Source organism: Streptomyces smyrnaeus (assembly GCF_017676345.1).
In the GTDB taxonomy this organism is placed as follows: Bacteria; Actinomycetota; Actinomycetes; order Streptomycetales; family Streptomycetaceae; genus Streptomyces; species Streptomyces smyrnaeus.
In genome coordinates, this window is record NZ_JAFFZM010000009.1 from 67,070 (window position 1) to 89,541 (window position 22,472).

General features: G+C 71.1%; 24 protein-coding genes and 2 tRNA genes. 21 read left to right on the plus strand and 5 right to left on the minus strand.

All coding sequences use genetic code 11. The features are described 5' to 3' along the window. The first annotated feature begins 1 nt into the window (after position 1). Both JW613_RS16375 and JW613_RS16380 read left to right on the plus strand, forming a co-directional pair. Positions 2-823 carry an aminotransferase class IV gene (locus JW613_RS16375; protein ID WP_209211558.1) on the plus strand — a complete coding sequence of 274 codons (822 nt, stop codon included), beginning with the start codon at positions 2-4 and terminating at the stop codon, positions 821-823. 41 nt (positions 824-864) lie between these two features. Next, positions 865-1,728, plus strand: coding sequence for a GNAT family N-acetyltransferase (locus tag JW613_RS16380; protein WP_209211559.1), 864 nt, complete (start codon positions 865-867; stop codon positions 1,726-1,728). A 10-nt stretch (positions 1,729-1,738) separates the two neighbouring features. On the opposite strand, the gene JW613_RS16385 is transcribed toward JW613_RS16380, so the two are convergent. Next, positions 1,739-2,266: a DsbA family protein gene (locus tag JW613_RS16385; protein ID WP_209211560.1), complete on the minus strand. Its 528-nt coding sequence runs from the start codon at positions 2,264-2,266 to the stop codon at positions 1,739-1,741. A 103-nt stretch (positions 2,267-2,369) separates the two neighbouring features. Between JW613_RS16385 and JW613_RS16390 the strand changes: the two genes are divergently transcribed. Both JW613_RS16390 and JW613_RS16395 read left to right on the plus strand, forming a co-directional pair. Continuing rightward, the gene (locus tag JW613_RS16390; protein WP_209211561.1) at positions 2,370-2,852 is read left to right on the plus strand and encodes a hypothetical protein; all 483 of its coding nucleotides are present in this window, start codon (positions 2,370-2,372) and stop codon (positions 2,850-2,852) included. A gap of 164 nt (positions 2,853-3,016) precedes the next feature. After that, a complete protein-coding gene (locus tag JW613_RS16395) occupies positions 3,017-3,178 on the plus strand; it encodes a hypothetical protein (protein ID WP_019360026.1) in 162 nt (53 codons plus the stop codon). A gap of 33 nt (positions 3,179-3,211) precedes the next feature. Here JW613_RS16395 and JW613_RS16400 read toward each other — a convergent pair whose 3' ends face one another. After that, positions 3,212-3,784, minus strand: coding sequence for a CGNR zinc finger domain-containing protein (locus JW613_RS16400; RefSeq protein WP_209211562.1), 573 nt, complete (start codon positions 3,782-3,784; stop codon positions 3,212-3,214). A gap of 249 nt (positions 3,785-4,033) precedes the next feature. Further along, on the minus strand, positions 4,034-4,447 hold the full coding sequence (locus JW613_RS16405) for an SsgA family sporulation/cell division regulator (RefSeq protein WP_026005227.1): 414 nt from the start codon (positions 4,445-4,447) through the stop codon (positions 4,034-4,036). A gap of 199 nt (positions 4,448-4,646) precedes the next feature. Between JW613_RS16405 and JW613_RS16410 the strand changes: the two genes are divergently transcribed. From JW613_RS16410 to JW613_RS16440, 7 genes are all read left to right on the plus strand, one after another. Next, entirely contained in the window at positions 4,647-5,003 is a 357-nt protein-coding gene (locus JW613_RS16410) for a TIGR02611 family protein (RefSeq protein WP_099878742.1), read from the plus strand. 46 nt (positions 5,004-5,049) lie between these two features. Then, positions 5,050-5,121 (plus strand) — tRNA-Val (locus JW613_RS16415). 67 nt (positions 5,122-5,188) lie between these two features. Further along, positions 5,189-5,656 (plus strand): SRPBCC family protein, encoded by a 468-nt coding sequence (locus JW613_RS16420; protein WP_307865923.1) that lies wholly within the window; start codon positions 5,189-5,191, stop codon positions 5,654-5,656. 50 nt (positions 5,657-5,706) lie between these two features. After that, positions 5,707-5,778: transfer RNA gene (locus JW613_RS16425), tRNA-Val, on the plus strand. A 187-nt stretch (positions 5,779-5,965) separates the two neighbouring features. Further along, positions 5,966-6,883, plus strand: a complete 918-nt coding sequence (locus JW613_RS16430) for a hypothetical protein (RefSeq protein ID WP_209211564.1) — start codon at positions 5,966-5,968, stop codon at positions 6,881-6,883. A 173-nt stretch (positions 6,884-7,056) separates the two neighbouring features. Further along, on the plus strand, positions 7,057-9,039 hold the full coding sequence (thrS, locus tag JW613_RS16435; protein WP_099878735.1) for a threonine--tRNA ligase: 1,983 nt from the start codon (positions 7,057-7,059) through the stop codon (positions 9,037-9,039). Positions 9,040-9,126: 87 nt separating this feature from the next. Then, positions 9,127-9,666 (plus strand): HIT family protein, encoded by a 540-nt coding sequence (locus JW613_RS16440; protein ID WP_209211565.1) that lies wholly within the window; start codon positions 9,127-9,129, stop codon positions 9,664-9,666. A 4-nt stretch (positions 9,667-9,670) separates the two neighbouring features. On the opposite strand, the gene JW613_RS16445 is transcribed toward JW613_RS16440, so the two are convergent. Further along, a complete protein-coding gene (locus JW613_RS16445) occupies positions 9,671-11,344 on the minus strand; it encodes an AbeC-like domain-containing protein (protein WP_209211566.1) in 1,674 nt (557 codons plus the stop codon). 196 nt (positions 11,345-11,540) lie between these two features. Next, positions 11,541-13,730 (minus strand): elongation factor G-like protein EF-G2, encoded by a 2,190-nt coding sequence (locus JW613_RS16450; RefSeq protein ID WP_209211567.1) that lies wholly within the window; start codon positions 13,728-13,730, stop codon positions 11,541-11,543. A 223-nt stretch (positions 13,731-13,953) separates the two neighbouring features. On the opposite strand from JW613_RS16450, the gene pgsA reads away from it, so the two are divergent. The 10 genes from pgsA (at position 13,954) to ruvB (ending at position 22,449) form a co-directional block, all read left to right on the plus strand. Then, on the plus strand, positions 13,954-14,670 hold the full coding sequence (gene pgsA, locus JW613_RS16455) for a phosphatidylinositol phosphate synthase (RefSeq protein ID WP_209211568.1): 717 nt from the start codon (positions 13,954-13,956) through the stop codon (positions 14,668-14,670). Further along, positions 14,667-15,632, plus strand: a complete 966-nt coding sequence (locus JW613_RS16460; RefSeq protein ID WP_209211569.1) for a phosphatidylinositol mannoside acyltransferase — start codon at positions 14,667-14,669, stop codon at positions 15,630-15,632. Before pgsA ends, JW613_RS16460 begins: the two co-directional genes overlap by 4 nt. Beyond that, positions 15,629-16,801, plus strand: a complete 1,173-nt coding sequence (locus tag JW613_RS16465; protein ID WP_209211570.1) for a glycosyltransferase family 4 protein — start codon at positions 15,629-15,631, stop codon at positions 16,799-16,801. The genes JW613_RS16460 and JW613_RS16465 overlap by 4 nt, the downstream gene beginning before the upstream one ends. 21 nt (positions 16,802-16,822) lie before the next feature. Then, positions 16,823-17,383 carry a LemA family protein gene (locus JW613_RS16470; RefSeq protein WP_099878720.1) on the plus strand — a complete coding sequence of 187 codons (561 nt, stop codon included), beginning with the start codon at positions 16,823-16,825 and terminating at the stop codon, positions 17,381-17,383. 164 nt (positions 17,384-17,547) lie between these two features. After that, the gene (pdxS, locus tag JW613_RS16475) at positions 17,548-18,486 is read left to right on the plus strand and encodes a pyridoxal 5'-phosphate synthase lyase subunit PdxS (RefSeq protein WP_209211571.1); all 939 of its coding nucleotides are present in this window, start codon (positions 17,548-17,550) and stop codon (positions 18,484-18,486) included. Positions 18,487-18,580: 94 nt separating this feature from the next. Then, on the plus strand, positions 18,581-19,171 hold the full coding sequence (gene pdxT, locus JW613_RS16480) for a pyridoxal 5'-phosphate synthase glutaminase subunit PdxT (RefSeq protein WP_209211746.1): 591 nt from the start codon (positions 18,581-18,583) through the stop codon (positions 19,169-19,171). A gap of 58 nt (positions 19,172-19,229) precedes the next feature. Continuing rightward, on the plus strand, positions 19,230-19,982 hold the full coding sequence (locus tag JW613_RS16485) for a YebC/PmpR family DNA-binding transcriptional regulator (protein ID WP_209211572.1): 753 nt from the start codon (positions 19,230-19,232) through the stop codon (positions 19,980-19,982). A 214-nt stretch (positions 19,983-20,196) separates the two neighbouring features. Next, positions 20,197-20,766: a crossover junction endodeoxyribonuclease RuvC gene (gene ruvC, locus JW613_RS16490; protein ID WP_209211747.1), complete on the plus strand. Its 570-nt coding sequence runs from the start codon at positions 20,197-20,199 to the stop codon at positions 20,764-20,766. Next, the gene (gene ruvA / locus JW613_RS16495; protein ID WP_209211573.1) at positions 20,763-21,386 is read left to right on the plus strand and encodes a Holliday junction branch migration protein RuvA; all 624 of its coding nucleotides are present in this window, start codon (positions 20,763-20,765) and stop codon (positions 21,384-21,386) included. The genes ruvC and ruvA overlap by 4 nt, the downstream gene beginning before the upstream one ends. Positions 21,387-21,390: 4 nt before the next feature. Beyond that, positions 21,391-22,449, plus strand: a complete 1,059-nt coding sequence (gene ruvB, locus JW613_RS16500; RefSeq protein ID WP_209211574.1) for a Holliday junction branch migration DNA helicase RuvB — start codon at positions 21,391-21,393, stop codon at positions 22,447-22,449. The last annotated feature ends 23 nt before the right edge of the window (positions 22,450-22,472 follow it).

Genomic DNA, 22,472 nt, shown 5'->3' on the forward strand with positions numbered 1-22,472 from the left:
AGTGAAGATCTGGCTCGACGGCGGACTGCGGGACGCACACAGCGCGAACGTCTCCGTGCTCGACCACGGGCTGACGGTCGGCGACGGCGTCTTCGAGACCATCAAGACCACCGACGGCACGCCGTTCGCCCTCACCCGGCATCTGCAGCGGCTCGCCTCCTCCGCACGCGGCCTCGGGCTGCCCGAGCCCGACCAGGACGAAGTACGGCGGGCCTGTGAGGCGGTCGTCCTGGCGAACCCCATGCCGTACGGCAGGCTGCGGATCACCTACACCGGCGGCCTCTCCCCGCTCGGCTCGGACCGGGGCGAGGCGACGCCCACCCTCGTCGTCGCCCTCGGCCAGGCGACCCGCAGGCCGGACACCACCTCGGTCGTCACCGTCCCCTGGACCCGCAACGAGCGCGGCGCGATCACCGGGCTGAAGACCACCTCGTACGCCGAGAACGTCGTCGCGCTCGCCCGCGCCCGCCAACACGCCGCCACCGAGGCCCTGTTCCCCAACACCCACGGTCAGCTGTGCGAAGGGACCGGCTCGAACGTCTTCGTCGTCCTCGACGGCGAACTGCACACTCCGCCGCTGTCCTCCGGCTGTCTGGCGGGCATCACCCGCGCGCTGGTGCTCGAATGGGCCGGCGCCCGGGAGACGGAACTGCCCATGGACGTGCTGGAGCGGGCCGAGGAGATCTTCGTGACCTCCAGCCTGCGCGACGTCCAGGCCGTGGCGCGGCTGGACGGCCGCACCCTGCCCGGCGCTCCCGGCCCGGTGACCGCCAAGGCGATGCGGGTCTTCGAGGAGCGCTCGGCGGCCGACATCGACCCGTGAAACCGGTGGTGCTGCAGTCGCCCGGCGGGTAGAACCGGACCGTGACGACCACCCTGCGCCCCACCGGTCCCGAGGGCCGCACTGCCGACGGCAGGCGCTCCCGGTCCTACGAGATCCGTGTCAACTCCCGCCCGGTGGGCGCCGTCGACCTCGCCGGCCCGCCCGACGACGGGCCCGCCTTCGGTCGGCTGGGGCGGCTCCACGTCGATCAGGGCGAAAGGCGACGGGGCAGGGGCACCGTCGCGGCGCTGGCCGCCGAGGAGATACTGCGGGGCTGGGGCTGCACCCATGTGGAGACGAGCGTCCCGGAGCCCCCCGCGGCGGACGGCAGCGAGGCGGAGCCACCCGTGGGTGTCCGCCTGCTGAGCGCCCTGGGCTATGCGGAACGCAGCCGTCACATGAGCAAAGAGCTGGGCGAACGCCCCGGACTGCCGGCCGGCAGCGCCGTCAGAGCGCTGACGGAGGCGGAGTTCGACGCCTGGTGGGAGGCGGGCTCCGACACCTTCGTCGACACCCTGGTCACCTGGGGCTTCACCCGCGAACAGGCCACCGCCAGGTCAGCGGCCGTCCGGCGCACGCAACTGCCGGACGGCGCCGCCAGTTCCGGCGCCCGGCTGAGCGTCCTCACCTGCCGGGGCACCGACGTCGGGACGCTGTGGCTCGGCTTCACCGGGCTGCCCCGCAGCGATGTGGACGCCTGGGTCTACGACGTCAATGTGATACCCGAACGGCGTGGGGAAGGCCATGGGCGCTCCCTCATGCTGGCCGCCGAGCGCATCTGTGCGGAGGCGGGGGCCGCCCGCCTCGGGCTCAACGTCTTCGCCGACAACCCCCGCGCCCGGCGGCTCTACACCTCGCTGGGCTACCGCCTGGTGGAGCGGTTCCACGTCAAGGCGCTGCTGTAGCCGGGCGCATTCACTCCTGGAGCAGCCGGTCGGCGATCTCCTCGATGCGCTCCCGCAACCCGTCCTGGCTCTTGCCGCCGTCCAGCCGCTGCCCGTCGATGACGTACGTCGGCGTGCCCTTCACACCGATCGCCTTGCCCTCGGCCTGGTCGGCGTCCACCACCAGCAGATGCCGGCCGTCGATCAGCGCGGAGGAGAACTCCTCGGCGTCCAGGCCCAGTTCGCGCGCGACCTCCATCAGCAGCTCCTCACCGCGTTCGCCCAGTTCCCCGGTGCGCGCCAGCACCGCCTCGGCGTACTGCTGACCCTTCCCCTGCTCGTAGGCCTCCTCGAAGGCCTGGGCAGCGGCGTAGGCGTGCTTGTGCTTCTCCAGCGGGAAGTGCCGCAGCCGGATCTCCAGCGCGTCGCCGTACCGCTCGCGCAGCGCCCGCAGGTCGGCCTGGGCCCGGTGGCAGTCCGGGCACTGCAGCTCGCACCACACGTCCAGCGTCGCGTTCGGCCGGGGGTGTGTGGTGCCGGAGTCGGTGGTGTTGTCCATGGTCACAGTCTCTCAGCCCCGAGGAGGGCCCCGACCCCGAGATGTCCCTGAACCGCGGACCGGGCCATGGCCGCCACCCCCCGCCCGGTGCGACGATGGAGACATGCTCACCACCACCGTCTGCGCCGCGCTCTCCGCGGCGGGCCTCGCCGTCGCCTTCCTGACGGCGTGGCGGCGCCGCTTCGCCGCCGCGACGCGCCTCGCCGCCGTCGCGCTGGTGCCGGTCGGGCTGGCGATGTCCGGGCTGGTCGGCCTCGGCGGCAAGATCGGCAGGGCGTTCGGCAACTGGGCGGCCGACCTGGTGCTCAAGCCGACCGTCTGGGCCGGTTTCGCCGTGCTCGCCTGCGCCGTCGTGCTGTGGATCATCGGCCGTGCCGCCGCCGGCCGTGCCGCGTCCAAGCCCGCCGACCGGCCGTCCCGCGCCACGGAGCCCGCCGCCGGGACGCCCGCTCTCGGGTCGTCCGGCCCGCCGGCCACCCAGCGCAAGGCCAAGCCCGAGAAGAGCAGGTCACGCAAGAGCGAGCCCGCCGCACCCGGCGAGGACTTCTCCGACATCGAGGCCATACTCAAGAAGCACGGCATCTGACCGGCCCGGCAGCTGACCGACTCGGGCTCCGGCAGCCCCGGCGTCCGGCGGGCGCGGCTTTAACATGCCCGCGGTGACGGAAGCGGGCCTTTGACCGGAAACCACCGGAAAAGGGGTCAAGCAGTCCGGCGGGGTCCCGGGGGCTGCGACATGATCGCGGCGAGATGGACACAACGCCGAACTCCGCGATCGAGCTCGACGAGCTGCCGCCCTCCGAGCCCAAGGGATGCCTGTACGCACTCTCCCAACCGCCGCTGATGCTGTTCCTCGCGGTGATCGCCGTGTTGATCGGTGCGGCGGGGGCGCACGACCTGCTCTTGCTGTGAGCGCCGGAGTGCGCGGGCGGCGCCCCGGAGGGATCAGCTGCCGGGGGTGGCCTCTTCCGACTCCCGGCGGCGGGCGCGGTAGGCGGCCACATGGAGGCGGTTGCCGCAGGTACGGCTGTCGCAGTAGCGGCGGGAGCGGTTGCGGGACAGGTCGATGAAGGCACGTCGGCAATCCGGAGCCGAACAGCGGCGCAGCCGGTCGAGCTCTCCGGAGACCAGGACGAACGCCAGCGCCATTCCGCAGTCGGCCGCCAGGTGCTGGGCGACGGAGGCGTCCGGCGCGAAGTAGTGGACGTGCCAGTCGTAGCCGTCGTGGTCGGTCAGCTGTGGCGTGGTCCCGGCCTCCGCCACCAGTGCGTTGATCAGCCCGGCCGCCGTACGCGAGTCCTCCGCGGCGAACACCTGCGCGAAGCGCTCCCGTACCTCCCGTACGGCCCGCAGATCCTCCTCGGTGAGCGTGCCGACGCCGCTGACGTCGTTGCGCTCGACGTAGGTGCGCAGGTCCGCCACGGACATCAGCGTGTCGGGGGTGTCGCCGTCCGCCATGGTGTTCAGCAGCTCGACCGCCTGGTCGAGCGCACACCGGGTGTCGTGGTTGATCTGCACGGGCCGCTCCTGCCGTGTCCGGGAACATCTCCGGCCTGATGCGGAAGCCTAGTCGCTGCGCCGCACGCGGGAGCCGGTCGTTTCCGGACGGTGCTCACCCCGTCGCGGAACGCAGCGACGCCGCCGCCGCGTAGGGATACGCGGCGGCGGCGTCGCAGTGTGCCGTTACACGAAGCGGTGCCGTGGCACACGGCTGCCGGGGACCGTCGGCCGTCGCCCCGAGTCGGACGGCCGCGGTGACCGGCGGTCTCAGCTCTCGGCGAGGATGTGCGAGAGCTCGGTGTCGAGGTCGAAGTGGCGGTGCTCGGTACCGGGCGGCACGGCCGCGTCGGTCCGCTTGAGGAAGGATTCCAGTGCCCGCGCCGGGGCCTCGAGCAGGGCCTCGCCCTCCGGAGAGCTGAGGGCGATGCATGCCACGGACTGGCCGTGGCTGCGGGACGGCCAGACTCGGACGTCCCCGGTGCCTGTGGGCCGGTGCAGGCCCTCGGCCAGGAGGTCGCGGGCGAAGACCCACTCCACGGTCTCCTCGGCACCGGTGTGGAAGGTGGCGTGCACGGCGTAGGGGTCCGCCGTGTCGTACCGCAGGCCCGCTGGTACAGGCAGTGAGGACTCGCTCGAAACAACGAGGCGCAGGTGCAGCTCACAGCTCACCGTTGTGTTCATAAGCGCCAGGGCCTTTCGCTCAGTGTGCGCTCGGGGATTCGCACGTCGGCGCAATCGACATGCCACCTACGCGCCGGTTGTAAACCCCTCTGACTGATTTGTGCGGAATCGAATCCTTCGTACGGCTCTTGTAGGTTTGAGGCGTACGGCCGATCCAGTGAACCGACCTCACCGAAAGGTGTCAGGTACCTTGTCCCTCATGACTGCGGAGAGTGACGCGATGCCGCGTGAAATCCGGGAGGACAAGCCGCTCGGCTCCCGTGCGCCGAGATTTGTGCAGGCTTCCCGGCCGCTGCACATGAGCTGGCGTGTCGTGATCTTCATCGTCGGCCTGGCGATCGTGGTCGGCGGCATCATCATGCTGCCGCTCCCGGGCCCGGGCTGGTTGGTGATCTTCGGTGGGATGGCCGTGTGGGCCACCGAGTTCGTCTGGGCGCAGCACGTCCTGCGCTGGACCAAGCGCAAGTACCACGAAGGTACCCAGTGGCTGAAGGAGCGCCGGACCGCCCGCAAGGAGCGCAAGCTGGCCCGGAGAGCGGAGCGGCGGTCCCGCTGATGGTCATGAGCACCCGCTGACATGCGGTAATGTTGAGCGCGCCGGCGGGCGATTAGCTCAGCGGGAGAGCGCTTCGTTCACACCGAAGAGGTCACTGGTTCGAACCCAGTATCGCCCACTCGATGCACCGGGGCCCGGAAGCGACCAGCTTCCGGGCCCCGAAGCGTTGCGGGGGAGATGAGCGCGTGGGCCGGGACCGGAACCACTACCGCTTCCGTACGGCATGGCAGATCCAGGCTCCGCCAGGACGCGTCTACACCGTGCTGGAACGCGTCGAGCGGTATCCCGAGTGGTGGCCGCAGGTGCGCCGGCTCTCCCGCACCGGCGAGGACAGCGCGACGTTGCATATCCGCTCCGCACTTCCCTATGAACTCTCCGTGACTCTGCGTCCCGTTCGGCGCGACCCGGCAGCCGGAATCCTCCAGATACACATGAGCGGCGACATGGACGGCTGGGCCCGCTGGACCATAGGCCCCGGCTCCGCTGCGGGCACCCCGGTGCTCTTCGAGCAGGAGGTGGAGGTCAACAAGCGGCTGTTGCGCATCTGCGCCGTCCCCGGCCGCCCCCTGTTCATCGCCAATCACCGGCTGATGATGCGCAGCGGTCTGCGCGGCCTGCGGGCCCTGCTGGAAAGGGGTTTGGATGAAGAGTGAGACGCACTGTATTGTTCTGCCCGTACCGCCGCACGACGGCGGAACACCCGGGGCGATTAGCTCAGTGGGAGAGCGCTTCGTTCACACCGAAGAGGTCACTGGTTCGAACCCAGTATCGCCCACCCCGTGTTCACCAGAGGCCGGACCGTCAGCAGACGGTCCGGCCTCTGGTGCTCGTCTTCCACCTCTGCTGCGTATCTCCGCTTCCTCACCTCCCCGACCTCCCGCTTCTCGTCCCCGAAGTGGCCGTTTGCGGCACCGATCCGTGGTCAGGAGAAGGAGGGAAGTGGCCGGGACACGGAGAGCGTGATGCGAGTCGCCGCCGACGACGATGAAATCCACTGGAGACGCGAACTGCCCGCGAGTAACACGGCAGCCACCTGGCGCGCCCGGCAGAAGCTGGGCACGGCAGCCCGAGCGATGCTGCGCGCCGGTGCCCTGGCCGCCCAGCGGGTCACCGGCTTCCACGGGGCGCGCGGCGAACGCCGGGCCGACGCGTTCACCGAGCGGGTGCGCTACGAGGAGAGCGCCGAGAAGGGCGGCGCGGGCCGACTGCTGACCGCCCGCGTCCCTGCGGGGCCGCAGGACGGCAGCCGGGAACTCGCGGTGCTCAGCCGCGCCCTGCGGGCAGCCGCCGACGCGGTGTCCCGCTATCGCGCCACCGGCGCCACGGAGCACTTCGACGCCGCTGTGGCCGACGGCTGCTGCGCCGAACTGACCGAATCCCTCTGCCAATTGGTACGCGGCACGGAGAGCGTGCAGATCACCCTGGCCTGGTCCCGGCGGGCCGGAACGCCGCCGGACTGCCCGCAGCGGCCGCTCCCCGTCGTCTTCACCCCCGGCGATCTGCCCGCACTGGAACAGGCCGGGCGGCACTACGAGCGTGCCGAGCCCTCCGTCCCCGTACGGGTGACCGGCACCGTGGTACGGCTGCGCCGCGCCCGGCCCGACGGACCCGGGTCGGTACGGCTGGACGTGCTGGCCGGGGCCGAGGTCACCCAGGTACGGGCCCGGCTGGACGAGGAGGGCTACCGCCGCGCCGTCCACGCCCATCTGGCGGGGCTGCCGCTGCGGATCGCCGGGCTGCTGGAGAGCAGAGGCGGCTTCCGGCGGCTCAGCGGCGCGTACGACGTCGCCCCCGTGCCGGTGCCCGAGGCGGCGCGGGAGCGGCTGCTGAAACGACTGCGCAACGACCTCGACGACTTCGAGCGCGGCATGGGCGGCTGACGGGCCCCGGCCGCGATCCCGCACGCACCGCCACCGCCGTACGGGAAGGTCCCGGGGTCGTGACCGTTTCGCGGTCGGGGGGCGTTGCTCGGTACGATTCGACGGCGCGGCGCATGTCCGCGCTCACGGCGTGGCGACGGCCGCGCGTCCCAGGTGAGAGTCAGGAGAGACCGGTGTCAGATGTCCGTGTGACCATCCAACGCGATTCCGAGCGGGAAGAGCGCGTGGTGACGACGGGCACTACGGCCGCCGCGCTCTTCGAGGGCGAGCGTTCCGTCGTCGCCGCCCGTGTCGCCGGAGAGCTGAAGGACCTCACCCACCCGCTGGCCGACGGGGACGAGGTCGAACCCGTCGAGATCACCAGCGACGACGGTCTGAACATCCTGCGCCACTCCACCGCACATGTGCTGGCGCAGGCCGTCCAGGAGCTCTTCCCCGAGGCGAAGCTCGGCATCGGTCCGCCCATCAAGGACGGCTTCTACTACGACTTCGACGTCGCGGAGCCCTTCACCCCCGACGATCTCAAGCGCATCGAGAAGAAGATGCAGCAGATCCAGAAGCAGGGCCAGCGCTTCTCCCGCCGCGTCACCACCGACGAGGCCGCCCGCGAGGAGCTGGCGGACGAGCCGTACAAGCTGGAGCTGATCGGCCTCAAGGGCAGCGCGGCGGACGCCGCCGAAGGCGCCTCGGCCGAGGTCGGCTCCGGCGAGCTGACGATCTACGACAACCTCGACGCCAAGAGCGGCGAGCTGTGCTGGAAGGACCTGTGCCGGGGCCCGCACCTGCCCACCACCCGGCTGATCCCCGCCTTCAAGCTGATGCGCTCGGCCGCCGCCTACTGGCGCGGCAGTGAGAAGAACCCGCAGCTCCAGCGGATCTACGGCACCGCATGGCCGACCAAGGACGAGCTCAAGCAGTACCTGGAATTCCTCGCCGAAGCCGAGAAGCGCGACCACCGCAAGCTCGGCACCGAACTGGATCTCTTCTCCATCCCCGAGGAACTGGGCTCCGGCCTCGCCGTCTTCCACCCCAAGGGCGGTGTCGTCCGCAAGGTGATGGAGGACTACTCGCGCCGGCGGCACGAGGAGTCCGGCTACGACTTCGTCAACACGCCGCACATCACCAAGGAGCGGCTCTTCGAGATCTCCGGGCACCTGCCGCACTACGCGGAGGGCATGTTCCCGCCGCTGGAGTTCGACGAGCAGAACTACCGCCTCAAGGCGATGAACTGCCCGATGCACAATCTGATCTTCCGTGCGCGGGGACGCTCCTACCGCGAGCTGCCGCTGCGGTTGTTCGAGTTCGGCACGGTCTACCGGTACGAGAAGTCCGGCGTCGTCCACGGGCTCACCCGCGCCCGTGGCTTCACCCAGGACGACTCGCACATCTACTGCACCAAGGAGCAGATGCCGGACGAGTTGGACAATCTGCTCACCTTCGTCCTCAACCTGCTCCGCGACTACGGTCTGAGCGACTTCTACCTCGAGCTGTCCACCCGCGACCCCGAGTCGGACAAGTTCATGGGCACCGACGAGGAGTGGGAGGAGGCCACCGAGGCACTGCGGCAGGCCGCCGGGAAGCAGGGCCTGGAGCTGGTCATGGACCCGGGCGGCGCCGCCTTCTACGGGCCGAAGATCTCCGTCCAGGCCCGGGACGCCATCGGCCGCACCTGGCAGATGTCCACCATCCAGGTCGACTTCCAGCAGCCCGCCCGCTTCGGGCTGGAGTACACCGCGGCCGACGGCTCCCGCCAGCAGCCCGTGATGATCCACCGCGCTCTCTTCGGCTCCATCGAGCGGTTCTTCGCCGTCCTGCTGGAGCACTACGCGGGCGCCTTCCCGGCGTGGCTCGCCCCGGTGCAGGCGGTCGGCATCCCGATCGGCGACGACCACGTTCCGTACCTGACGGAGTTCGCCGCCGCCGCGAAGGCCAAGGGGCTGCGGATGGAGGTCGACTCCTCGTCGGACCGGATGCAGAAGAAGATCCGCAACGCGCAGAAGGCGAAGACCCCGTTCATGGTGATCGCGGGTGACGAGGACATCGCCAACGGCGCGGTCTCGTTCCGCTACCGGGACGGGTCGCAGAAGAACGGCATTCCGCGTGACGAGGCCATCGCGGAGATCCTCGACGCCGTGGAGCGCCGCATCCAGGTGTGAGCGCACAGCGCCGAAGAGGAGGGGCGGTCCCGTCCGGGGGCCGCCCCTGCTCGTGTCCGGCGCCGTACGGCGCATAAGCTGGCCGGCATGACGAGCGAGCCGGAGCAGCAGATCGGAGTGGGGGCGCCGGACCAGTTCCAGCGCCTGTGGACGCCCCACCGGATGGCTTACATCCAGGGCGAGAACAAGCCGAGCGGCCCCGGCGCCGAGGACGGCTGCCCGTTCTGCACCATCCCGGAGAAGTCCGACGCGGACGGCCTGATCATCGCCCGCGGCGAGTACGTCTACGCGGTGCTCAACCTCTACCCGTACAACGGCGGCCACCTCATGACCGTCCCCTTCCGGCACATCGCGGACTACACCGAGCTGGACGACGCCGAGACGCTGGAGCTGGCGGAGTTCACCAAGCACGCGATGACGGTGCTGCGCCGCGTCTCCGGAGCCCACGGCTTCAACGTCGGGATGAACCAGGGCTCGGTCGCCGGGGCCGGTATCGCCGCCCATCTGCACCAGCACGTGGTGCCCCGCTGGGGCGGCGACACCAACTTCATGCCGGTGGTCGGCCACACGCGGGTGCTGCCGCAGCTCCTCGCCGACACCCGCGCGATGCTCGCCGAGGCGTGGTGACCCCTCAGGCGTCGTAGACGTCCGCCTTGAAGGGCTTGGCGTCCTGGACGGCGGCGCTGAGGTTGAGCGAGCGGCTGCCGAACTTCTCGACGTTGCAGCCGTTCTCCTCCAGCACCTTGATGGCGGCCGCGTGCACGACGCGCAGGACGGGTGTCGCCGCGCGCATCGCGTCGTCCGCCATGAACCGGTGCCGCCAGGGCTTCTTCGCCCAGGCGTGCCGCAGGCCGAACGGCTCGGGCAGCGAGAGCTTGCCGCCGAGGAAGTCCAGCACGGGAGGGAACCAGGTCAGCGGGGCGCGGGCGGCGAGGCGTACGACCTCCTTGGTCTCCACCAGCGGCAGCTTGACCGTGCGCGTCTCCCAGAACTTGACGCTCTTGGCGACCTCCTTGGTCTTGGCCTTCGGGCCGCTGGTGAACAGCCCGTCGACGGGACCGAGGGCGTGCCCGGTGACCTCGATGCGCAGCGTGTGGTGCAGCACGGTGACGGAGATCAGCAGGGTGATCACCAACTGGCCGTCCCAGAGCACGAACTGGACGCCCAGATAGTGCCGGTTGCCGGCGCCGAACTGCTGCTCGTTGCAGATGCGCTGTATCTCGAAGTCCTTGATGCGGTAGCCCTCGACCTCCTGGCCGTCGGGGCGCTTGACCTCCTTGGCACCCTCGGCGATGGGGGAGACGACCCAGTGCCGTATCGAGGGAGTGGGGAAGCCACCGGTGTGCAGCGGGCCGCGCTCCAGCAGGCGGAGCTGATCGTGGATGGAGCGGACGACGTCCCAGCTGCGGAACGGGTTGATCTCCTCGCCCTCGCGCGCCGGGGTCAGCTCTTCGGCGAGCTGCCAGCTGCCCCAGCGGGTGCCCATCCCGAGTATCCCCTTGGGGCCCGCGTAGTAGACCAGGTTGCTGGCCTGTTCGGCGGCCACCTTGGCCAGCCCGAGCCGGATGCGTTCGGCGCCCGCGTCGCCGGGGTCCTGGGGAACGGCTTCGGGGATCTTGGCGCCGACCCCCGTGCCACCCAGCAGGCTCTGCCACCGGCTGCGCAAGTCCTTGGCGTACCGCTCGCAGATCTGTTTGGCCCACACCCCGCCGATGATCGGCGCGACCAGCATGGCCCGCAGATAGATGCCCCAGAAGCCGCTGACCGGCAGCTTGATCGCGAACAGCACGACCAGTGCGCCCACGGCGACCAGCACCACCATGCCGATGGCGCCGGCGCGCTTGTCCTTGGACCCGGCGATCATGCGGCGCAGCTGGAAGGCGAGCAGCCACAGCAGCACACCGGGCAGGAACAGCAGACCGAAGAGGGCCATCACCATGGTCAGTCGGGCATCGCGCTGCTTGCGCACCCGGGTGGCGGCCAGGCAGTGCTCGACCACGGACTGGGGCTCGATGCCGAAGGACTGGATGAGCGGCTTGCGCGCGCCGCCGAGCAGCCGCGTCTGCACGGCCCGGGAGAAGGCTTCGCCCAGGTTGGGTTCGAACAAGGAGAGCCGGGGCTTTTTGAAACTGGCCTCGGGGTTGGCCGCGACGAGCTTCTCGACCTCGTCGTCCCGATAGGCGGCCGAGGCCAGCGCCTGGGTCGCCGCCGTCTGGCCGCCCGCCCCGGAGATGGGCACCTGGGCGCCCGGGGTGAACTCGGCTGCCACATCGGGCTGGCTGCTGAGATCGTCGAATCCGGCCACTGGGCCCCCACTCCGCCGCGTTGCTCTGGCCGACCACGACAGACGGCTTCCCAACTGCCGCGGTCGGCACACATCTTGCCTCAGCGGGTGGGAAGCGTCTGCCCCTGCCTGTCGTTCGCAGTCTGCGGGCCGTCCGTGGCTTGTCGCGCAGTTCCCCGCGCCCCTTACGGGGCGCATCTCTCCATGCGGGGCACGCTCAGTCCGCGGACTCCAGGATGCGCGCCGCCTGCTGTTGGGGCATCGGCTCGTGGCGGGCGTACGCACGTGAGAAGCGACCCGTGCCGTGCGACATCGACCGCAGGTCGATCGCGTACCTGCTGATCTCGATCTCGGGCACCGAGGCACGCACGGTCGTGCTGCCCGGCCCGGCCTGTTCGGTGCCCAGCACCCGGCCGCGCCGGGAGGACAGATCGCTCATCACGGCGCCCACGTACTCGTCCGGGACCTGGACCTCCACCTCGGCGACCGGTTCCAGCAGGTGGATCCTGGCCTGGGCCGCGCACTCGCGCAGGGCGAGTGCGCCCGCTGTCTGGAAGGCCGCGTCGGAGGAGTCGACGGAGTGCGCCTTGCCGTCGACGAGTGTGATCCGCACGTCCACCAGCGGGTGGCCGGCGGCCACGCCCTTGGCGGCCTGGGCACGGACGCCCTTCTCCACCGAAGGGATGAATTGGCGGGGCACCGCGCCGCCCACCACCTTGTCGACGAATTCGATGCCGGACCCGCCCGGGAGGGGTTCGACGGTGATGTCGCAGATGGCGTACTGACCGTGCCCGCCGGACTGTTTGACGTGCCGTCCGCGCCCACTGGCGGACGAGGCGAAGGTCTCCCGCAGCGACACCTTGTGTTCGACGGTGTCCACCTGCACGCCGTAGCGCGCCCGCAACCGCTCCAGTGCGACGTCCCGGTGGGCCTCGCCCATGCACCACAGCACCAGCTGGTGGGTGTCCGGGTTCTGCTCCAGCCGCATCGTCGGGTCCTCGGCGACCAGCCGGGCGAGGCCCTGGGAGAGCTTGTCCTCGTCGGCCTTGCTGTGCGCCTCGATGGCGACGGGCAGCAGCGGATCGGGCATCGCCCAGGGTGCCATCAGCAGCGGGTTGTCCTTGGCGGAGAGGGTGTCGCCGGTCTCGGCCCGGCCGAGTTTGGCCACGCATGCCAGGTCTCCGGCGATGGCCGCGTCCAAGGGGCGCTGGTGCTTGCCGAAGGGCGCGGACAGGGCGCCGATCCGCTCGTCCACGTCATGATCCTCGTGGCCCCGGTCGGCCAGCCCGTGCCCGGAGACGTGCACGGTCTCGTCGGGGCGCAGCGTGCCGGAGAAGACGCGGACCAGGGAGATCCGGCCGACGTACGGGTCGGAGGAGGTCTTGACGACCTCGGCGGCCAGCGGCCCGGCCGGATCGCACTCGAGTGCGGGACGCGGCTTGCCGTCCGGGGTGGTGACGGCCGGTATCCCGTGCTCCTCGGGGGTCGGGAATCCGCCGGTGATCAACTCCAGCAGCTCGATGGTGCCCAGACCCTGCTTGGCGCCGTCGGCGGGGGGTGCGGCGGCCAGCACGGGGTGGAAGGAGCCGCGGGCGACGGCCTTCTCCAGGTCCTCGATGAGTGTCTTGACGTCGCAGTCCTCGCCGCCGAGGTAGCGGTCCATCAGTGACTCGTCCTCGCTCTGCGCGATGATGCCCTCGATCAGCCGGTTTCTGGCCTCCGTGACGAGCGGCAGGTGTCCCTCGTCCGGGTCGCGTTCGGTGCGCTGTCCGTTCCCGTAGTCGAAGAGCCGCTGGGTGAGCAGTCCGATCAGGCCGGTGACCGGAGCCGTGCCGTCGGAGCGGCGTTCGCCGAGTGCGGGCAGGTAGAGGGGGACAACCGTGTCCGGGTCGTCGTCTCCGAGCACCTGCCGGCAGACGGTCGTCATCTCGTCGAAGTCGCCGCGGGCGGCGTCGAGGTGGGTGACGACGATCGCGCGGGGCATTCCGACGGCCGCGCACTCCTGCCACACCAGTCGGGTGGCCCCGTCCACGCCGTCGGCGGCCGAGACGACGAAGAGGGCGGCGTCCGCGGCACGCAGCCCGGCCCGCAGCTCGCCGACGAAGTCCGCGTAGCCGGGGGTGTCGAGGAGGTTGATCCGGATGCCGTTCCAGGCGACGGGCACCAGGGAGAGCTGGACGGAGCGCTGCTGCCGGTGCTCGATCTCGTCGTGGTCGGAGAGCGAGGTGCCGTCCTCCACCCTGCCGGGCCGGTTGATCGCGCCCGAGGCGAGGGCGAGGGATTCGACCAGAGTCGTCTTGCCGGCTTGGCTGTGGCCGACCAGTACCACGTTGCGTATCGCGGCGGGACGGTCGGCCGCTGCTGCCCTGCCGGCGGCTCCGGGGTGTGCGTTCGCTTTGTCGGCCATGTGTCCCGCCTTCCGGTTGTCACCTGCTGGAGCACGCTGGAGGGGCCGAGCGGTCGCGAAGACCACGGTTCTTCCGAGCTTTACACCGCTGCCGACAGGCGTCCATACGTGGCACACGGCACTACCCGACCGTGTGCGCCGAGTGCTTCCGGCGCGTGACTACGATGGGCCACCCGGTGGCCACACCGTCATCCGGCTCGCCCTCGACGTACCAGGGACGGTCATGCTGAACAAGTACGCGCGTGCGTTCTTCACGCGTGTCCTCACCCCGTTTGCCGCGATGCTGCTGCGCCGGGGCGTGAGTCCCGATGCCGTCACCCTGGTCGGCACCCTCGGAGTGACGGCCGGAGCCTTGATCTTCTACCCGATCGGGGAGTTCTTCTGGGGCACTGTCGTCATCACACTGTTCGTCTTCTCGGACATGGTGGACGGCAACATGGCGCGGCAGCTGGGCCGCTCCAGCCGCTGGGGAGCCTTTCTCGACTCCACGCTCGACCGGGTGGCGGACGCGGCGGTCTTCGGTGGTATCGCGCTGTGGTACGCGGGCCGCGGTGACGACCTGGTGCTGTGCGCGGTGACGCTGTTCTGCCTCTCCAGCGGGCAGGTCGTCTCGTACACCAAGGCGCGCGGCGAGAGCATCGGGCTGCCGGTCGATGTGAACGGCCTTGTCGAGCGGTCCGAGCGGCTGGTGGTCACCCTGGTGCTCGCGGGCCTCTCAGGCTTCGAGGCCACGTTCGGCGTCCCCCACATCGGCGTGCTGCTGCCGATCGCCCTGTGGGTGGTCGCGGTCGGCAGTGCGGTCACCCTCGGTCAGCGGGTGGTGACGGTACGCCGTGAGGCTGCGGAGGTGGACGAGGCGGAGCAGAGCCGGGGGGCTGCCGCCGAGGAACAGCAGGCCGCGGCGGGGGACGAGGCGGAGGAGAAGGGGAGGACCGCTTGAGCGCGCTGCGCGACCGGCTCACCGACTCGCTCTACGGGCTGGGCTGGGCGGGGGTCAAGAAGCTGCCCGAGCCCGCCGCCGCGGCGCTCGGCCGGCAGCTCGCCGACACGGTGTGGCGGCGCCGCGGCAAGGGCGTCACACGGCTGGAGGCCAACCTGGCCCGGGTGGTGCCGGACGCCTCGCCCGCCCGCCTGCGGCAGCTCTCGCAGGCGAGCATGCGCTCGTACCTGCGCTACTGGATGGAGTCCTTCCGGCTGCCCTCCTACAGCGAGCAGCACGTCCTGGACTGCGTCGACGTGGAGAACGTGCACCGGCTCACCGACGGGCTCGCCTCCGGACGCGGCGTGATACTGGCGTTGCCGCACATGGCCAACTGGGACCTGGCCGGCGCCTGGGCGGTGGCCGCGACGCGGCAGCCGTTCACCACGGTCGCCGAACGCCTCAAGCCGGAGAGCCTCTACGACCGGTTCGTCGCCTATCGGGAGAGCCTGGGCATGGAGGTGCTGCCGCACGGTGGCGCCTCCGCGCTCGGCAAGCTGGCGCGCAGGCTGCGCGCGGGCGGCTTCGTCTGCCTGGTCGCCGACCGTGATCTGTCCGCGAGCGGGATCGAGGTCGAGTTCTTCGGCGAGGCCACCCGGATGCCCGCGGGCCCCGCGCTGCTGGCCCAGCAGACCGGGGCCCTGCTGCTGCCCGTGACGCTCTGGTACGAGGCGCCGCCGCGGATGAAGGCCAGGGTCCACGAGCCGATCCCCGTGCCGCAGCTCGAAGGGGGGCGCCGGGAGCGGACCGCGGTCATGACGCAGGCCCTCGCCGACATCTTCGCCGCAGGCATCGCCGACCATCCGCAGGACTGGCACATGCTCCAGCGCTTCTGGCTCGCAGACCTGGAACCGGGGCCCGGGAAGACACCGGGGGAGGCCGCGGGCCCGGCCCCGGCCGCGGGTGAGCGGGGAACAGGATGAGGATCGGCGTCGTCTGCCCCTACTCGTGGGACGTGCCCGGCGGCGTCCAGTTCCACGTCCGCGACCTGGCCGAGCATCTGACCCGGCTGGGCCACGAGGTGTCCGTGCTGGCGCCCTCGGACGACGAGACGCCGCTGCCCTCCTACGTCGTCTCGGCGGGGCGCGCCGTGCCGGTGCCGTACAACGGCTCGGTGGCGCGGCTGAACTTCGGCTTCCTGTCCGCGGCCCGGGTGCGCCGGTGGGTGCACGAGGGCGACTTCGATGTGCTGCACATCCACGAGCCGGCCACCCCCTCGCTGGCGCTGCTGGCGTGCTGGGCGGCGCAGGGGCCCATCGTCGCCACGTTCCACACGTCCAATCCGCGCTCCCGGGCGATGATCGCGGCCTATCCGATCCTCCAGCCCGCGCTGGAGAAGATCAGTGCCCGGATCGCGGTGAGCGAGTACGCGCGCCGCACCCTGGTCGAGCACCTGGGCGGTGACGCGGTCACCATCCCCAACGGGGTCGACGTCGGCTTCTTCGCCGACGCCGAGCCCAAACCGGAGTGGCAGGGCGGGCCGGACGGTCACACGATCGGGTTCATCGGCCGGATCGACGAGCCCCGCAAGGGGCTGCCGGTGCTGATGAAGGCGTTGCCCGCCATCCTGGAGGCGGCCCCGGGCACCCGGCTGCTGGTCGCGGGGCGGGGGGACGAGCAGGAGGCGGTCGCCCAGCTCCCGCGGGCGCTGCGGGAGAGTGTCGAGTTCCTCGGCATGGTCAGCGACGAGGACAAGGCCCGGCTGCTGCGCAGCGTGGACCTGTACGTGGCGCCCAACACGGGCGGCGAGTCCTTCGGGATCATCCTGGTGGAGGCCATGTCGGCCGGAGCTCCGGTGCTCGCCAGCGACCTGGACGCCTTCGAGCAGGTGCTCGACGGGGGAGCGGCCGGCGAGCTGTTCCCCGTCGAGCAGGCCGACGCGCTGGCCGCCCGCGCCGTGGACCTGCTCGCCGACCCGGCGCGCCGCGCCGACCTGCGCAAGCGCGGCACCCGGCATGTGCGCAGGTTCGACTGGTCCACCGTCGGCGCCGACATCCTCGCCGTGTACGAGACGGTCGCGGACGGCGCCGCCTCCGTCGCCCCGGACGAGCGCACCGGGCTCCGCGCCCGGTTCGGCCTCGCCCGGGACTGAGCCCTAGGACCGATGGCCACGATGCCGACCCTCACCACCGTCATCTGGATCGTTGTCGCGCTGCTGCTCGTCGGCGTCTATCTGAGCTGGACAGCGGGGCGCCTGGACCGGCTGCACGCGCGGATCGACGCGGCCAAGGCGGCGCTGGACGCCACATTGCTGCGCCGCGCCTCCATCGCCCAGGAGCTGGCCACGGCCGGCGTCCTGGACCCCGCCGCCTCGATGGTGCTCTACCAGGCCGCGCACGGCGCCCGGCAGGCGGAGGAGGACCAGCGCGAGGTCGCCGAGAGCGAGCTGAGCCAGGCGCTGCGGGCCGTCTTCGCCGAGAGCGCCCAGCTGGAGGTCGTACGGGCGGCCCCCGGCGGGCACGAGACCGCCGCCGAGCTGGGCGCGGCGGTACGCAGGGTGCCGATGGCGCGGCGCTTCCACAACGACGCCGTACGTGCGGCACGTGCCCTGCGGCGGCACCGCACGGTGCGCTGGTTCCGGCTGGCCGGGCACGCCGCCTCGCCGCTGGCGTTCGAGATGGACGACGAGCCACCGCCGGTGCTGGCCGACCGGGGGCACCCCGCCGAGGACTGACGGCGCGGGCCACCTGTGCGGGCAACCGGTGCCCCGGCCGAAGTGGCCGGAGCCGTGCAGGCCACAGCCGGGTGATTGGCCCTTTTCGCGGGTGGGCCCGTTCGCGCAGGGTGGTCGCGGGCCTGAGAGGCCCCGTCGAACATCACTCTTCAGCGAGGTCGAACGTGTCAACTCCGTCCACCGCCCCCGACTCCCCCCAGGCGTCCGCCGCGCAGCAGCGCCCCGAGACCGGTACGGCCCGCGTCAAGCGGGGCATGGCCGAGCAGCTCAAGGGCGGCGTGATCATGGATGTCGTCACGCCGGAGCAGGCGAAGATCGCCGAGGACTCGGGCGCCGTCGCCGTCATGGCGCTGGAGCGTGTGCCCGCCGACATCCGCCAGGACGGGGGCGTGGCCCGGATGTCGGACCCCGACATGATCGAGGGCATCATCGAGGCCGTCTCGATCCCGGTGATGGCCAAGTCCCGTATCGGTCACATCGTGGAGGCCCAGGTCCTCCAGGCGCTCGGTGTCGACTACATCGACGAGTCGGAGGTCCTCACCCCGGCCGACGAGGTCAACCACAGCGACAAGTTCGCCTTCACCACGCCCTTCGTGTGCGGCGCCACCAACCTGGGCGAGGCCTTGCGCCGGATCGCCGAGGGCGCGGCCATGATCCGTTCCAAGGGCGAGGCCGGCACCGGCAACGTGGTCGAGGCCGTCCGGCACATGCGCCAGATCAAGAACGAGATCGGCAAGCTGACCGTCCTGGACAACAACGAGCTCTACGCGGCGGCCAAGGAACTGCGTGCGCCGTACGAGCTGGTCAAGGAGGTCGCGGTGGCGGGCAAGCTGCCGGTCGTCCTCTTCTCGGCGGGCGGTGTGGCCACCCCGGCGGACGCGGCGCTGATGCGCCAGCTCGGTGCGGAGGGCGTCTTCGTCGGCTCCGGCATCTTCAAGTCGGGCGACCCGGCCAAGCGCGCCGCGGCCATCGTGAAGGCCACCACCTTCTACGACGACCCCAAGATCATCGCCGATGCCTCCCGCGGTCTGGGCGAGGCGATGGTCGGTATCAACTGCGACACCCTCCCGGAGACGGAGCGCTACGCCAGCCGCGGCTGGTGATCGCCGCGGGTCCGGTGGCGGGCGGCACCGCCCGCCACCGGCACCCGTCCTCCCGCGCAGGCGCCCAGCGATCAAGAAGGACCGGTAAGTGACAGTGTCCGCACCGACGATCGGTGTGCTCGCCCTCCAGGGCGACGTCCGTGAACATCTGGCCGCCCTGGAGGCGGCGGGGGCGAAGGCCGTACAGGTGCGCCGCCTCGAAGAGCTCGACGCGGTCGACGGCCTGGTCATACCAGGGGGCGAGTCGACCACGATCAGCAAACTCGCCCTCACCTTCGGCCTCATGGACCGGCTCCGGGAGCGGGTCTCGGCGGGGATGCCCGCGTACGGCTCGTGCGCCGGGATGATCCTGCTCGCAGACAAGATCCTCGATCCGCGCTCCGGGCAGGAGACCATCGGCGGCATCGACATGATCGTCCGCCGCAACGCGTTCGGCCGCCAGAACGAGTCGTTCGAGGCGACCGTGGAGATGCCGGCCGTCCCCGGCGGACCGGTCGAGGGCGTCTTCATCCGCGCCCCCTGGGTCGAGTCGACGGGCGCGGCGGCCGAGACGCTGGCCTCCTACGACGGTCACCCGGTGGCCGTCCGCCAGCGGCACCTGCTGGCCACCGCCTTCCACCCGGAGCTGACCGGCGACCAGCGGGTGCACGCGCTGTTCACACAGATGGTGCGGTCAGCACACTGAGTCGCTGACGGTAGGATCTGCGCGTCGGGAGAAGTCGGGACTGTGAAGGAGCGAGGCTGTGTCCGGCCACTCTAAGTGGGCAACCACCAAGCACAAGAAGGCCGTGATCGATGCCAAGCGCGGCAAGCTCTTCGCGAAGCTGATCAAGAACATCGAGGTCGCGGCCCGGATGGGCGGTGCCGACCCGGAGGGCAACCCGACCCTCTACGACGCCATTCAGAAGGCGAAGAAGCAGTCGGTTCCCAACAAGAACATCGACAGCGCGGTCAAGCGCGGCGCGGGCCTGGAGGCCGGTGGCGCCGACTACGAGACGATCATGTACGAGGGGTACGGCCCCAACGGCGTCGCCGTGCTGGTCGAGTGCCTCACCGACAACCGCAACCGCGCCGCCTCCGACGTACGGGTCGCCATGACCCGCAACGGCGGCTCCATGGCCGACCCCGGCTCGGTCTCCTACCTGTTCAACCGCAAGGGCGTCGTCATCGTCCCGAAGAACGGCCGGACCGAGGACGACGTCCTCGCCGCCGTGCTGGAGGCGGGCGTCGAGGAGGTCAACGACCTCGGTGAGAACTTCGAGGTGATCAGCGAGGCCACCGACCTGGTCGACGTGCGTACGGCGCTGGTCGAGGCCGGGATCGACTACGACTCGGCCGAGGCCAGCTTCGTCCCCAGCATGCAGGTGGAGCTGGACGAGGAGGGCGCGCGCAAGATCTTCAAGCTGATCGACGCGCTCGACGACAGCGACGACGTGCAGAACGTCTTCGCCAACTTCGACGTGCCGGACGATGTGATGGCCAAGGTCGACGCATAGGCCCTCCCCCTGCGACGGTGAGCGGGTGACCCTGCCCGTCGGCTGCGGGCTGTCGGCTACGGGACGAGGGTCGTCGATGGCCGCCCGTCGCGCTGTTCCCCGCGCCCGACGGGCACGGCCCCGTTGCGGGGTGCCCGGTTCTGTCAGAGGTTCCCGATAACCTGCGGGAACACAGGCACGGTTGCACAGGGCACACCGGGAGAGGGGGATGGCATTGCGCGTGCTGGGGGTCGACCCGGGGCTGACCCGCTGCGGCATCGGCGTGGTCGACGGTGTCGCGGGGCGACGGCTGACCATGGCGGGCGTCGGGGTGATCCGTACGCCTGCCGAGGCGGAGATCCCCGAGCGGCTGGTGCTGATCGAGCGCGGACTGGAGGAGTGGCTGGATGAGCACCGCCCCGAAGCGGTCGCCGTGGAGCGGGTCTTCAGCCAGCACAACGTCCGCACCGTCATGGGCACCGCGCAGGCCAGTGCCGTGGCCATGCTGTGCGCGGCCCGGCGCGGACTGCCCGTGGCGCTGCACACCCCCAGCGAGGTGAAGGCCGCCGTCACCGGCTCGGGACGGGCCGAGAAGGCGCAGGTCGGCGCCATGGTGACGCGGCTGCTGGGGCTCGCGTCCCCGCCGAAGCCCGCCGACGCGGCCGACGCGCTCGCCCTCGCCGTCTGCCACATCTGGCGTGGCCCCGCGCACAACCGGCTGCAACAGGCTGTCGCCGCCCGGCAGGCCGCCCCCGCCTCAGGCAACCACCGTCCGCAGCCCCGCAGGAAAGGCACCGTTCGATGATCGCCTCCGTCTCGGGACCCGTCGCCGCGCTCGGCCCCGACTCCGCCGTGATCGAGGTCGGCGGAGTCGGTATGGCCGTCCAGTGCACGCCGGGCACGCTCGCCGGGCTGCGCATGGGCGAGCCGGCCAAGCTGGCCACCTCGCTGGTCGTACGGGAGGACTCGCTGACCCTCTACGGCTTCGCGGACGACGACGAGCGGCAGACCTTCGAACTGCTCCAGGCCGCCAGTGGGGTGGGCCCGCGGCTGGCCCAGGCGATGCTCGCGGTGCACAGCCCCGACGCGCTGCGGCTCGCCGTCTCCAGCGGCGACGAGAAGGCGTTGACCGCTGTGCCGGGCATCGGGAAGAAGGGTGCGCAGAAGTTGCTGCTGGAGCTGAAGGACCGGCTCGGCAAACCGCTGGGCGCGGTGCCCGCCTCGCGCGCCGCCGCCCGGGCCGCCGCGGGCTGGCAGGAGCAACTGCACGCCGCGCTGGTCGGCTTGGGATACGCGGCCAAGGAGGCGGACGACGCCGTCACGGCAGTGGCGCCGCAGGCGGAGGCCGTCGTCGCGGACGGCGGTGAGCCCCAGGTCGGTGTGCTGCTGAAGGCCGCCCTCCAGTCGCTGAACCGGGCACGGTGACACCATGAGCTTTGACGAACGGCTCGTCGACGCGGAGGTCGACAGCGACGAGCAGGCTGTCGAAGCCGCGCTGCGCCCCAAGCAGCTGGGGGAGTTCATCGGGCAGCCCAAGGTGCGCGAGCAGCTCGATCTGGTGCTGCGCGCCGCGCGGGCCCGCGGGGGCACCGCCGATCATGTGCTGCTGTCCGGCGCGCCCGGGCTGGGCAAGACGACGCTGTCGATGATCATCGCGGCCGAGATGGGCGCCCCCATCCGCATCACCTCCGGCCCCGCCATCCAGCACGCGGGCGATCTCGCGGCGATCCTCTCCTCACTCCAGGAGGGCGAGGTGCTCTTCCTGGACGAGATCCACCGGATGTCCCGTCCGGCCGAGGAGATGCTCTACATGGCCATGGAGGACTTCCGCGTCGATGTGATCGTCGGCAAGGGGCCGGGGGCGACGGCCATCCCGCTGGAGCTGCCGCCGTTCACGCTGGTCGGTGCCACCACCCGGGCCGGACTGCTGCCCCCGCCGCTGCGGGACCGCTTCGGCTTCACGGCGCACATGGAGTTCTACGAGCCGAAGGAGCTGGAGCAGGTCGTACACCGGTCCGCCCAGCTGCTGGAGGTGCGAACGGACCCGGAGGGCGCCGTGGAGATCGCCGGGCGCTCCCGGGGGACGCCGCGTATCGCCAACCGACTGTTGCGCAGGGTGAGGGACTACGCACAGGTCAAGGCCGACGGCGTCATCACCCGCGAGGTGGCGGCGGCGGCGCTGGAGGTCTACGAGGTGGACGGGCGCGGTCTCGACCGGCTCGACCGTGCGGTGCTCGGCTCGCTGCTGAAGCTGTTCGGCGGCGGCCCGGTCGGGCTCTCCACGCTTGCCGTCGCGGTGGGGGAGGAGCGTGAGACAGTGGAGGAAGTGGCCGAGCCGTTCCTCGTGCGCGAGGGGCTGCTGGCCCGTACTCCTCGTGGTCGCGTGGCCACACCAGCCGCATGGGCTCATATGGGTCTCACCCCGCCCCAGCAGTCCTCGCGGTCGGCTTCCGGAGGGCCGGGGCAACAGGGCCTGTTCGGAGCGTGACGGCGCGGAGACTCGTCGAGTCA

What these genes read in the sequence shown, in the direction of transcription:
- JW613_RS16385 (WP_209211560.1), bottom strand. Translation starts at nt 2,266, where the DNA reads ATGGACAACACCACCGACTCCGGCACCACACACCCCCGGCCGAACGCG.
- JW613_RS16390 (WP_209211561.1), top strand. Translation starts at nt 2,370, where the DNA reads ATGCTCACCACCACCGTCTGCGCCGCGCTCTCCGCGGCGGGCCTCGCC.
- JW613_RS16395 (WP_019360026.1), top strand. Translation starts at nt 3,017, where the DNA reads ATGGACACAACGCCGAACTCCGCGATCGAGCTCGACGAGCTGCCGCCC.
- JW613_RS16405 (WP_026005227.1), bottom strand. Translation starts at nt 4,447, where the DNA reads ATGAACACAACGGTGAGCTGTGAGCTGCACCTGCGCCTCGTTGTTTCG.
- JW613_RS16410 (WP_099878742.1), top strand. Translation starts at nt 4,647, where the DNA reads ATGACTGCGGAGAGTGACGCGATGCCGCGTGAAATCCGGGAGGACAAG.
- JW613_RS16430 (WP_209211564.1), top strand. Translation starts at nt 5,966, where the DNA reads ATGCGAGTCGCCGCCGACGACGATGAAATCCACTGGAGACGCGAACTG.
- JW613_RS16440 (WP_209211565.1), top strand. Translation starts at nt 9,127, where the DNA reads ATGACGAGCGAGCCGGAGCAGCAGATCGGAGTGGGGGCGCCGGACCAG.
- JW613_RS16450 (WP_209211567.1), bottom strand. Translation starts at nt 13,730, where the DNA reads ATGGCCGACAAAGCGAACGCACACCCCGGAGCCGCCGGCAGGGCAGCA.
- pgsA (WP_209211568.1), top strand. Translation starts at nt 13,954, where the DNA reads ATGCTGAACAAGTACGCGCGTGCGTTCTTCACGCGTGTCCTCACCCCG.
- JW613_RS16465 (WP_209211570.1), top strand. Translation starts at nt 15,629, where the DNA reads ATGAGGATCGGCGTCGTCTGCCCCTACTCGTGGGACGTGCCCGGCGGC.
- JW613_RS16470 (WP_099878720.1), top strand. Translation starts at nt 16,823, where the DNA reads ATGCCGACCCTCACCACCGTCATCTGGATCGTTGTCGCGCTGCTGCTC.
- ruvA (WP_209211573.1), top strand. Translation starts at nt 20,763, where the DNA reads ATGATCGCCTCCGTCTCGGGACCCGTCGCCGCGCTCGGCCCCGACTCC.
- ruvB (WP_209211574.1), top strand. Translation starts at nt 21,391, where the DNA reads ATGAGCTTTGACGAACGGCTCGTCGACGCGGAGGTCGACAGCGACGAG.